The organism is Streptomyces kebangsaanensis (genome assembly GCF_001906585.1).
GTDB classification, from domain to species: domain Bacteria; phylum Actinomycetota; class Actinomycetes; order Streptomycetales; family Streptomycetaceae; genus Streptomyces; species Streptomyces kebangsaanensis.
This window is the reverse complement of the sequence record NZ_JUJA01000146.1, coordinates 186,479-197,872: the sequence shown is the minus strand read 5'-3', so window position 1 is coordinate 197,872 and position 11,394 is coordinate 186,479. Positions and strand designations below refer to the sequence as shown.

Here is an 11,394-nt window from a genome sequence, read left to right as displayed (position 1 = left end):
GAGCCGGTCCAGCAGCCGCTGCGGTGGCTGGCCCGGCGCGCCTCGCGGCAGCTGGCGGCGGCGCAGACGATCGGGGCGGTGGAACAGGGGGGCCGGACCGTGTCGCTGGGTGATCTGCTCGGACCCGAGTTCGAGGCCAATCCGCGGGAGCTGTTCGGGCCGGACAACTACCACCCTTCCGCCGAGGGGTACGCCACGGCGGCGATGGCGGTGCTGCCCACGGTGTGCGCGGCGCTGGGGCTGTGGCCGGCGGAGGAGGACCGTCCGGACGTGTCGCGGCGCGAGGCCTTCCTGCCGGTGGCCCGTGCGGCGGTGGAGGCGGCGTCGGAGGCGGGTACGGAGGTCACGGCCGCCATGCCCACCGGGCCGCGGGGGCCGTGGGCCCTGCTCAAGCGGCGTCGGCGGAGGCGGGTCCCGGAGCCGCAGCCCGCGCCGGTGACTCCCTCGGTCTGAGGGTGTGGGCGGCCGCGCGGCAGCCAAGCAAGCGCTTAGACAAGTGCGGCCAGGGTCACACCCCGGCACCCGTGACCTTCACCATACGGGCGGGTAACTTCCAGACAGCCGCGCATGACCAAACGTACGCACCGCCACTGGAGCCGTGATGCCCGAAGCCGTCATCGTCTCGACCGCCCGCTCCCCCATCGGCCGCGCCTTCAAGGGCTCCCTCAAGGACCTGCGCCCCGACGACCTCACCGCCACGATCGTCCGGGCCGCCCTCGCGAAGGTCCCCGAGCTGGATCCGAGGGACATCGACGACCTGATGCTCGGCTGCGGCCTGCCCGGCGGCGAGCAGGGCAACAACCTCGGCCGGATCGTCGCCGTGCAGATGGGCATGGACCACCTGCCCGGCTGCACGATCACCCGCTACTGCTCCTCCTCCCTCCAGACCTCCCGCATGGCCCTGCACGCCATCAAGGCCGGCGAGGGCGACGTGTTCGTCTCGGCCGGTGTCGAGATGGTCTCCCGGTTCACCAAGGGCAACTCCGACAGCCTGCCGGACACGCACAACCCGCTGTTCGCCGAGGCGGAGGCCCGCACCGCGGCCAGGGCCGAGCAGGAGGGCACCACCTGGCACGACCCGCGCGAGGACGGCCTGGCCCCCGACGCCTACATCGCGATGGGCCAGACCGCCGAGAACCTCGCGCGCTGGAAGGGCGTCACCCGCCAGGAGATGGACGAGTTCGGCGTCCGCTCGCAGAATCTCGCCGAGGAGGCCCTCAAGAACGGCTTCTGGCAGCGGGAGATCACCCCGGTGACGCTGCCCGACGGGACCGTCGTCAGCAAGGACGACGGGCCGCGCCCGGGCGTGACCATGGAGGGCGTGGCCGGCCTCAAGCCGGTCTTCCGTCCCGACGGACTGGTCACGGCCGGCAACTGCTGCCCGCTCAACGACGGCGCCGCCGCGCTCGTCATCATGTCCGACACCAAGGCGCGCGAACTGGGCCTGACCCCGCTCGCCCGGATCGTCTCCACCGGCGTCTCCGCCCTGTCCCCGGAGATCATGGGCCTCGGCCCGGTCGAGGCGTCCCAGCGGGCCCTGAAGCGGGCCGGGCTGACCATCGACGACATCGACCTGGTCGAGATCAACGAGGCCTTCGCCGCCCAGGTGATCCCCTCCTACCGGGATCTGGGCATCCCGCTGGAGAAGCTGAACGTCAACGGCGGCGCGATCGCCGTCGGCCACCCCTTCGGCATGACCGGCGCCCGCATCACCGGCACGCTGATCAACTCGCTGCAGTTCCACGACAAGCAGTTCGGCCTGGAGACGATGTGCGTCGGCGGCGGCCAGGGCATGGCGATGATCATCGAACGTCTCAGCTGACCCGCCGGCCGGCTCTCCGACCGGCGGGACACACGGCCGCCCGAGAGACCGTCGGTGTACGCTTTACCACCCACTGTGACCGAACGGCCCGGAATCCAGGAAACGCCTGGATTCCGGGCCGTTTTGTGATCCAATCTCCCTCAGGATGTGACCTTTCTCCCTCGACAGAGGGTCTTCGCAGGTCAGCGCGTTTCCTCAGGGAGCTCGCAGGGTATGCACCTGTCCGTTTCGTGACGTTTCGCACTGACAACTGGATAGTCCGCCCTTCAAGCTGATGTAGGAAGTCGGGGATCGACCTTGAACCCGGGAGTACGTCAGTGAGCGCCATGCCGATCGCCTTGCTGCTCACCACGGCCGCCACCGGCGCCGTGGGCGTCGCCGTCCTGCGCACCCTTTTCGCCCTGCGGCGTCAGGTGGCGGCCCTGCAGAAGCAGCTGGCGGAGAACCACGCCGCCACCGCGCGCGCCCTGCTGCCCGCCGCCCGCGGCCACGCGGACGCGGAGCAGATACGTGCCGCCGTGGTCCAGGCACTCGCCGAGGAGCGGGAGCGGGAGCTGGCCGAGGCGCGGGCGTTCTGGGCCGCCCAGGAGGCCAGGGACGCCGCCGACGCGCCCTCCCTGCTCGGGCTGCCCGACAGCGAGCTGTTCCTGCCCCGGCAGGTCGACCTCTCGGGGCTGGAGCACCTGGAGCCGGTGGCCGAGACCGGCCCGGAGGCCGACGAGCAGGCCGCCTCCGGCGAGTCCCCGGAGCTGGCCGCGGCCCGCCGCCGGCACCCCTCGCACCCGGACTTCACGCCCCACCCGTCCCCGGCCGTGGGCGACCACGAGCGCACGGTGGCCACGCTGGAGGAACTGGCCGAGACCCGTGTGGAGCTGACCGACGTCCGCCCGGGCCCGCTGGGCACCCTCGACGTCTACGTCTTCGCCGACGGCACGACCCTGTGCATGACCCCGGGCCACCAGGAGACCGCCGAGCGCCTGGCCGCCGCCCTGCGCGCGGGCGAGTCCCCGGTCCTGCTGGGCGGTTCGGGCGTCTCCGGCGCCTATGCCCTCACCTTCGCCTGTGGCGAGGAGAACGTGTACATCCTGGCGGACCGCGTCATCGCCTCCCTTTGACGCCCTCTCCTGCCCGAGGGCAGGAGGGTCCGGTCCGCACCGCTGCGCGATGCCACCTCGGATTCCTGCTTCACCGGCCCTTGCCGCTCTCCGGGAAGGTCGGTCCTACGGAGGCCTCCACAGGCGTCACTTCCCGCCCGCCCGGCGGTGGATCCGACAACTCCGTCACCGGACGGGGCAATCGTAGCCGTGCGGCTGCGGCCCTCCGGGCCGCAAGAGGCAGGATGCCCTTCACCTCCACTCCGAAGAGTGGAGCGCTGGGCAGGTGTTCGGCAGCCGGGCCCGCGACCGGGGCCCGTACCCGAGGCCCGTGACCGGGAGTCAGACCCCCGCCCGCCGCTGCGCCTCCTGCACCAGACGTACGGCCTCCGCCACCTCGTCCTCGGTCTTCAGTACGAGCGCCAGGTCGTGTCCGGCGACGGTGACCTGGTCCGCGGCCGCGAACATCCCCGCGTCCGGCATCTCCCGCGGCTCGGCCCCGGGGCACTCGGCGAGCTGGGCCCGCCGGGCGAACTCCCTGGCCAGCGCCAGTGCCTCGGCGGCGCCGGCCCGCTGCAACCGGCTCTGCGGCGCCGCCCGGAGGCGATCGGCGAAGTGATCCACTGCCCGGGTCAGAGAAGTCGTGTCCACCACGCCGCGAGACTACGCGTCGCACCACGACTGTTGCCAACGCGCGAACCCTCAGGCACGGTGACGTGAAGGACCGGCTTCATCGAACGCGTCCGGAGGCGCCGATGTCCCAAGTCTTCTCCGAAGAGACCCATCGCAACCTGCTCGCCCGCATCCCCCACTGCACCGGTCGTGAGATCTCCGACTGGCTGCGCACCGTCGAAGAAGGCCCCGCGCTCCGCTTCGAGGAGAAGGTCAGCTGGCTCCGCCACGAACACGACCTCGCGTACGGCCACGCCAAGGCGCTCATCCACGAGTACGACCTGAGGAGGGCCGCGCGCAAGCTGCTCTAGGTGCTCCAGGCACGCGCCGCCGGCACGACGAAGGGCCCCGGGGAGACCCGGGGCCCTTTCGTTCCACCGTTCGCTCGGCGTGCCGCCGGTGGACTAGTCGCTCTGATTGAGGATCGCGATGATCCGCAGGAACTCCATGTAGATCCACACCAGCGTCAGCGTGAGGCCGAAGGCCGCGAGCCAGGCCTCCTCGCGCGGGGCGCCGTAGGCGATGCCGTCCTCGACCTGCTTGAAGTCCAGGGCGAGGAAGCAGGCGCCGAGGATGATGCCGACGACACCGAAGAAGACGCCGAGCGGACCGCTGCGGAAGCCGAGGCCGTCACCGCCGCCGAACACGGCGAACAGCATGTTCACCATCATCAGCAGCACGAAGCCGAGCGCCGCCGCCATCACGAAGCCGTAGAACCGGCGGTTGACGCGGATCCAGCCCGCCTTGTACGCCAGCAGGACGCCGACGAAGACCGCCATCGTGCCGAGCACGGCCTGCATGGCCGCGCCGCTGGCGATGTGGGTGTCGACGACGTTGGAGACGACGCCGAGGAACACACCCTCGACGGCGGCGTAGGCCAGGATCAGCGCGGGCGAGGCCTTGCGCTTGAAGGACTGCACCAGGGCCAGCACCATGCCGACCAGCGCGGCGCCGATCCCGATGGCGTAGGAACGGCCGATGTTGGCGGTGTCGACCGGCAGCAGCGTCCAGGCGAGCGCGGCCGTCACGACCAGCGTGCCGAGCGTGGACGCCGTGCGCAGGACGACGTCGTCCAGCGTCATCCGGCCGGTGGTGGCCGGGGCCTGCGGCGGTGCGCCGTACTGCAGGTCCTGCTGCGCGTAAGGGTTCTGCGCATAGGGGTTGCCGCTCGGCTGGGCGTACGGGTTGCCCTGCGCGTACGGATTGCCCTGTGTGCCGACAGCGGGTCCCCCGGCCTGCGGCGCGGTGTTGAAGCCCGCGTAGCCGTTGTCGCGGCTGAACCCCCGTCGCGAGAAGACCGGGTTTCTGCTCCTCATCTCACTCCTCCATGGCCGCACGGCGCGGCCTTGGCCCAAGAGTAATGGAAAGGCAAAAGATGGGCCCTAGTGCCTTGGAAGGATCTTTCCCTCCCCGTGCTGCCGAACACGCTACGCGACCAGGTGATTCCCGGCAGCGGACGGTGTCATTCATCACCAAGCCGCGACCCGTCCGGAACCGGCCGGAGACAACCGGCCGGTTCCCGGTCACCGTCCGTCAGTCGAGCGGGAAGCCGGTGTAGCCCAGGGCGAGGTCGGTCTCGGCCGCCCGGCAGGAGCTGATGCGGTCCAGACGGGCCAGCTGCAGGCGCAGGTCGAACGGGGTGGCGTCGGGGTCGCGGTGCAGCATCGTCGTCATGTCGTAGCTGAACCGCTCGGCCTGCCAGACGCGCCGCAGGCAGTTCGCCGAGTAGGCGTCGAGGAGCTCGGCGGACCCGGTCTCCTTCTGGTGCACGAGCGCCCGCGCGAAGGTGACGACGTCCCCGACGGCGAGGTTCAGCCCCTTGGCCCCGGTCGGCGGCACGATGTGGGCGGCGTCCCCGGCGAGGAACAGCCGGCCGTGGCGCATGGGCTCGTGGACGTAGGAGCGCATCGGGGTCACCGACTTCTGGGTGATCGGCCCGCGCCGCAGGGTCCAGTCGTCGTCCGTCTCCAGCCGCCGCTCGAGCTCGTCCCAGATCTGCTCGTCGCTCCACGTCCCGGCGTCGGTGTCCGCGGACACCTGGAGGTAGAGCCGGGAGACGGACGGGGAGCGCATGGACAGCAGGGCGAACCCGCGGTCGTGGCGGGCGTAGATCAGCTCGTCGTGCGAGGGGGGCACGTCGGCGAGGATGCCGAGCCAGCCGAAGGGGTACGTCCGCTCGAACACCTGGGAGAGCGAGGCGGGGATCGCCTTGCGGGCCACGCCCCAGAAGCCGTCGCACCCGACGACGTAGTCGCACTCGAGGACGTCCTCGCACCCCTCGTGGCGGAACCGGATGGAGGGGCGGTCGGTCTCGGCCCCCTCCACGGCCAGCGCCTCCGCCTCGAACAGCAGCGGGCCGCCCTCCTTGAGCTGCAGGGCGATGAGGTCCTTGCACACCTCGGTCTGGGCGTAGACCATCACGGACCGCCCGCCGGTGAGCGCGGGGAAGTCGACGCGGTGCCGGCGCCGGTCGAAGCGCAGCTCGATCCCGTCGTGCTCGAGCCCCTCGCGGTCCATCCGCTCCCCGGCCCCGGCGGCGCGCAGCACGTCGATGGTGCCCTGCTCCAGGATTCCGGCCCGCTGGCGGTGCTCGACGTAGGCGCGGTCGCGGCTCTCCAGGACGACCGAGTCGATCCCGGCGTTGTGGAGCAGCCGGGCGAGGAGCAGGCCGGCCGGTCCGGCTCCGATGATGCCGACGGTGGTGCGCATCGGTCGTTCCCTTCGGGTTGGCGTCGTCGCCTGGAGGTGAGGTGGATGGCGCATTCGTTCGCATAGTGAAAAATTCTTCACTAAAGCGTCCACTGAGTTTCCGTCCGGACTCACCCGATGTCAATGGTGTCCCCGCACCCGAGCGGCCGCGCGCCGCGGTTCGATCAAGGAACCGTGTGCGCCTGCCTGGCGTGGTCTTGAACATGACACCGAAGAACACGGCGGGGCCCGTCGTCTCCCACCTGGCAGCCGCCTGGTTCGTCGGCTCCTTCCTGACCGGCATCCAGTTCTACGCGGTGCTGCTGGCCCTCTTCACCGAAAGCGCGGCGGTCGTCGCCCTCACCCTCGCCCTCGTCATCTCCCTGGCAGCGGCCGTGTTCGCGGTCCTCGGCACCACGGCCCGCCCGATCGTGCCGCTCACCCGGCAGAAGCGCGGCCTGTGGGGGTGGGTGTCGGGTGTGTACGGGCTCGGCACGGCCGGCGCGCTCGGGACCGTCATGCTGGACCTGCAGGCCGACCTCCGCCTCCTGACGGACACCCGTCTGCTCTGCCTGGCCGGCGGCATCTGGTACGCGGTCGCGGCCGCGTTCTTCCTGCCCGGCACCCGAACCCGGCCGGCCGTCCTCGCCGCGGCGACCGTCCTCGCGGCCGGCACGGTGTACGCCGCGTGGGCCGCCGTCCAGCCCCCCACCCTCGACGCATGGCTCACCGCCAACGGCGTGGACCGCGCCCTGCTCCGGGTCGGCGATCCGCCTCCCGGTTACACACTGGGATCCGTGGGCGCGAGCGAGGACGGCTTCGACGCCGCCTACGAGCGGCCCGGCACGGAGGGACTGGACCTCGGTGTGGCACGCGAGGGACACGACACCCGGCGCGCCGACGCCCGGGGCTGCCCCGTCCCCTTCGGGGACCCGATCGTCTGCACGGACGACGGCGGCGGCCGCCTGCTGGTGACCCACCAGGGCGACTACGGGTACCGGGAACTGCGGCTGCGCCGCGCCGGCCTGGTCTACACCGTGACCCTGCACAACCTCCGGGCCGCCGACCTGCCCGCGGCCCGCCACATCCTGTCCACGCTCAGACCGGCGTCCGACACGGAGCTGGCCGGCCTGGTGGAGCTGCCGATGCGCCGCTGAGCACCGGCGCAGCCAGGGAACTTGACGATCGGACGGCCCCGGAACACACACGGCACCGGAGCCGTACGGACGGTCCGCAAAAGCTGACCGTGGGTAACGCGTGGTGCCCGGAGCCGGACTTGAACCGGCACGCCCGCGAAGGGGCAGCGAGGTTTAAGCTCGCCGTGTCTGCTTTCCACCATCCGGGCAGGCCATGGGGTCCGCGCTGGGGCTCCGAGCCTATCGGGATGCCCTCCCCGAGCGGCGGGCGGGTCGAATCATGTTGTCTTATTTCATTGGTAACTGATGGAGCATCAGCCACATGGAGTGGCCATCGGCACTTGCCAACAGCCTTGCGTGCGGTGGTCGGCTGCGTATGCGGAATGACGGAATTTCACCCTCCAAACCAGGTCGCTCCACCTGTTCTCAACCCCCTTGGTCAGAGGCCATCTCAGGGACGGTCGTCAACCCCAGGTATGACGTGCCCGGCCGCGGTCCGACCTGAGTCGGCCCCCGGAACCGGAACTGCGGCTGACTCCACGGGCCGGATCGGCCGCGACGATGGTTCACGTCCCCCCGAGAACGTCGTCGTCCCGTCAGGAGCACCCCCGTGACCACCTCTTCCATCGCCGGCCGGACCACCGCCGTGGCCGCGCGCGCCAGGGATCTGTCGAAGATCTACGGACAGGGCGAGACCCAGGTGGTCGCGCTCGACCGGGTCTCGGTCGACTTCCCGCAGGGCGAGTTCACGGCGATCATGGGGCCGTCCGGATCCGGCAAGTCCACGCTGATGCACTGTGTGGCGGGCCTGGACACCTTCTCCTCCGGTTCGGTGCGCATCGGTGACACCGAGCTCGGCTCGCTGAAGGACAAGCAGCTCACCAAGTTGCGCCGGGACAAGATCGGTTTCATCTTCCAGGCGTTCAACCTGCTGCCCACGCTCACGGCCCTGGAGAACATCACCCTCCCGATGGACATCGCCGGCCGCAGGCCGGACCAGCAGTGGCTGGACTCCGTGATCGGCATGGTCGGGCTCGCCGACCGGCTGGGCCACCGGCCCTCCCAGCTGTCCGGCGGTCAGCAGCAGCGCGTCGCCGTCGCCCGGGCGCTGGCCTCCCGGCCGGACATCATCTTCGGCGACGAGCCCACCGGGAACCTCGACTCGCGCTCCGGCGCCGAGGTGCTCGGCTTCCTGCGCAACTCCGTGCGCGAACTCGGCCAGACGGTGGTGATGGTGACCCACGACCCGGTGGCGGCGGCGTACGCGGACCGTGTCGTCTTCCTCGCGGACGGGCGGATCGTGGACGAGGTGTACGGGCCGACGGCGGATGCCGTTCTGGACCGCATGAAGCAGTTCGACGGCAAGGGCCGCACCAGCTGATCCCCCTCCCCGCCCACCCCGTACACATACATATGGACTGAGACAGAACCATGTTCCGCACCGCCTTGCGCAACGTACTCGCGCACAAGGCCCGGCTCCTCATGACCGTGCTCGCCGTGATGCTCGGCGTCGCCTTCGTGTCGGGGACCCTGGTCTTCACCAACAGCCTCTCGAACGCGTTCCAGAACAGCTCCGCCAAGGGCTTCACCCATGTCGACGTGGCCGTGGAGGCCACGTACCAGGAGGGCAGCGGCGACCAGGTCGGCAAGCGGGCCGAGCTGACCCAGGAGCTGCTGGACGACAGCGCCCGCGTGCCGGGGGCCGCCTCCGCCATCGGTGTCGTCCGGGGCTTCACCGCGATCGCCGACAAGGACGGCAAGCTCATCGGTGACGGCTTCCGGTCCCAGGGCGGCAACTACTGGGGCAGCGAGGACCCCCGGTACCCGCTGAAGTCCGGCACCGCCCCGCACGGCGAGGACCAGGTACTCATCGACTCCGAGACCGCCCGCCGCGCCGGCTACGAGGTCGGCGACACCCTGCGCGTCTCCGTCGACGGTCCCGTCCTGACGCCCACCGTCACGGGCATCTTCACCACCGACGACGGCAACGTCGCCGCCGGCGGCAGCCTCACCCTGTTCGACACGGCCACCGCGCAGAAGCTGTTCGGCAAGCCGGGCACGTACGACGAGATCGACGTGAAGGCGAAGGCGGGCGTCGGCCAGGCGGCGCTGAAGGCGCAGCTGGACCGGGCGCTGCCCGGCGACAGGACCCGGACGACCACCGGCGAGCAGCTCGCCGACGACCAGGCGCGGATGATCGCGGACTCGATGAGCGGGATGAAGCGGGGCCTGCTGGTCTTCGCCGGGATCTCGCTGTTCGTCGGCACGTTCATCATCGCCAACACCTTCTCCATGCTGGTCGCCCAGCGCACCAAGGAGCTGGCACTGCTGCGCGCGGTCGGCGCCTCCCGCCGGCAGGTCACCCGGTCGGTGCTGATCGAGGCGTTCGTCGTGGGCACGGTGGCCGCCGTGACCGGTCTGGTCGCCGGCATCGGCATCAACGCGGGACTGAAGTCCCTGATGGAGGCGCTGGGTGCCACCATCCCCGAGGGACCGGTGGTCATCACGCCCGGCACGGTCGTCAGCGCCCTCGCGGTCGGCATCCTCGTGACCATGCTGGCCGCGTGGCTGCCCGGCCGCCGCGCCGCCAAGATCCCGCCGGTGGCGGCGATGAGCGGCCTGCACGCGAAGGCGACCACCAGGTCGCTGGTGCTGCGCAACACCGTCGGCGCCCTGTTCTCGGGGGCCGGTGTCGCGGTGGTCCTGACGGCCACGACGATGGACGCCGACTCCGCCCAGGCCCCGATGGGTCTCGGCGCGGTGCTGCTGATCATCGGCGTGTTCGTCCTGACCCCGCTGCTGTCCCGCCCGCTGATCGCCGCCACGGCGCCGGTCCTGCGCACCTTCGGTGTCGCCGGCCGGCTGGCCCGGCAGAACGCGGTGCGCAACCCGCGCCGTACGGCGGCCACCGCGGCCGCGCTGATGATCGGCCTGACCCTGATCACCGGTATGACGGTGATGGCGGGCAGCCTGCAGCAGGCGATCGACAGGATGGCCTCGTCCGCGCTCCGCGCCGACTACGTGGTGTCGATGGCGAACGGCAACTCCCTCTCCCCGGACATCGGCGAAAAGCTGCGCGCCACCGAGGGCGTCACCGCCACCAGCCCGCTGCGCAACGCACCCTCCCGCATCGAGGGCGAGACCGAGTACCTGACCGGCGTCAACGGCTCCGCGATCGGCGAGCTGACGGACCTGAAGGTGAAGGACGGTTCCTTCACGGTCGGCGGCACCCGGGTCGTCGTCGACGACGAGACCGCCAAGTCCTACCGGTGGAAGGCCGGTTCGAGCTTCACCGTCGCCTACGAGGACGGCGGGAAGCAGAAGCTGACGGTCGCCGGGGTCTACGAGGGCAACGAGATGATCCGCGGGATCATGCTGGACAACGCCACCCTCTCCCCGCACCAGTCGGACCCCACCGACATGCAGGTCATGGTCAGGACCGCCGGCGGCACGTCCGACGCGGCCAAGGACAAGCTGGTGAAGGCCCTCGGCTCCAACCCCGCCATCCAGATCATGGACAAGAAGGACATCTCCAACAACATCGCGCAGATGTTCACGCTGATGCTGAACATGCTCTACGGCCTGCTCGCCATGGCGGTGGTCGTGGCGGTCCTCGGAGTCATCAACACCCTGGCGATGTCGGTCTTCGAGCGCTCCCAGGAGATCGGCATGCTCCACACAATCGGCCTGGACCGCAGGGGCATCAAGCGGATGGTCCGGCTGGAGTCCCTGGTGATCTCCCTGTTCGGCGGCGTCCTCGGCATCGGGCTCGGCGTGTTCTTCGGCTGGGCGGCCGGTGAACTGCTCGGCACGAGGATGGCGACGTACGAACTGGTCCTGCCCTGGGGGAGGCTGGCCGTCTTCCTGCTGCTGGCGGCGACGGTCGGTGTGCTGGCGGCCCTGTGGCCGGCCCGGCGCGCGGCCCGTCTGAACATGCTGCAGGCCATCAAGTCGGAGTAGCCGCACGCGCGCGAAGGGCCTC

General features: G+C 70.7%; 10 protein-coding genes and 1 tRNA gene. 7 read left to right on the top strand and 4 right to left on the bottom strand.

Annotation, left to right across the window (positions count from 1 at the left end; translation table 11 throughout):
- The 3 genes from RH94_RS44285 to RH94_RS23225 form a co-directional block, all read left to right on the top strand.
- The coding region (locus RH94_RS44285) for an SGNH/GDSL hydrolase family protein (RefSeq protein ID WP_324614302.1) at positions 1–453 on the top strand (453 nt) is incomplete at its 5' end.
- A gap of 148 nt (positions 454–601) precedes the next feature.
- On the top strand, positions 602–1,822 hold the full coding sequence (locus RH94_RS23230; protein WP_073949576.1) for an acetyl-CoA C-acetyltransferase: 1,221 nt from the start codon (positions 602–604) through the stop codon (positions 1,820–1,822).
- A gap of 317 nt (positions 1,823–2,139) precedes the next feature.
- On the top strand, positions 2,140–2,937 hold the full coding sequence (locus RH94_RS23225; RefSeq protein ID WP_073949574.1) for a hypothetical protein: 798 nt from the start codon (positions 2,140–2,142) through the stop codon (positions 2,935–2,937).
- A 321-nt stretch (positions 2,938–3,258) separates the two neighbouring features.
- Here the strand turns inward: RH94_RS23225 and RH94_RS23220 are convergent, their stop codons facing one another.
- On the bottom strand, positions 3,259–3,570 hold the full coding sequence (locus tag RH94_RS23220) for a hypothetical protein (RefSeq protein WP_073949572.1): 312 nt from the start codon (positions 3,568–3,570) through the stop codon (positions 3,259–3,261).
- A 101-nt stretch (positions 3,571–3,671) separates the two neighbouring features.
- Between RH94_RS23220 and RH94_RS23215 the strand changes: the two genes are divergently transcribed.
- Positions 3,672–3,899, top strand: a complete 228-nt coding sequence (locus RH94_RS23215) for a DUF4287 domain-containing protein (RefSeq protein WP_073949570.1) — start codon at positions 3,672–3,674, stop codon at positions 3,897–3,899.
- A gap of 93 nt (positions 3,900–3,992) precedes the next feature.
- On the opposite strand, the gene RH94_RS23210 is transcribed toward RH94_RS23215, so the two are convergent.
- Both RH94_RS23210 and RH94_RS23205 read right to left on the bottom strand, forming a co-directional pair.
- A complete protein-coding gene (locus RH94_RS23210) occupies positions 3,993–4,904 on the bottom strand; it encodes a Bax inhibitor-1/YccA family protein (protein WP_073949568.1) in 912 nt (303 codons plus the stop codon).
- A 217-nt stretch (positions 4,905–5,121) separates the two neighbouring features.
- A complete protein-coding gene (locus tag RH94_RS23205; RefSeq protein WP_073949566.1) occupies positions 5,122–6,297 on the bottom strand; it encodes a 4-hydroxybenzoate 3-monooxygenase in 1,176 nt (391 codons plus the stop codon).
- Positions 6,298–6,500: 203 nt separating this feature from the next.
- On the opposite strand from RH94_RS23205, the gene RH94_RS23200 reads away from it, so the two are divergent.
- Entirely contained in the window at positions 6,501–7,433 is a 933-nt protein-coding gene (locus RH94_RS23200) for a hypothetical protein (RefSeq protein ID WP_073949564.1), read from the top strand.
- Positions 7,434–7,534: 101 nt separating this feature from the next.
- Here RH94_RS23200 and RH94_RS23195 read toward each other — a convergent pair.
- Positions 7,535–7,621: transfer RNA gene (locus tag RH94_RS23195), tRNA-Leu, on the bottom strand.
- Between the two features lie 401 nt (positions 7,622–8,022).
- Between RH94_RS23195 and RH94_RS23190 the strand changes: the two genes are divergently transcribed.
- Positions 8,023–8,793 carry an ABC transporter ATP-binding protein gene (locus RH94_RS23190; protein ID WP_073949563.1) on the top strand — a complete coding sequence of 257 codons (771 nt, stop codon included), beginning with the start codon at positions 8,023–8,025 and terminating at the stop codon, positions 8,791–8,793.
- A 50-nt stretch (positions 8,794–8,843) separates the two neighbouring features.
- Positions 8,844–11,372 carry an ABC transporter permease gene (locus RH94_RS23185; RefSeq protein ID WP_073949561.1) on the top strand — a complete coding sequence of 843 codons (2,529 nt, stop codon included), beginning with the start codon at positions 8,844–8,846 and terminating at the stop codon, positions 11,370–11,372.
- Positions 11,373–11,394 lie beyond the last annotated feature (22 nt).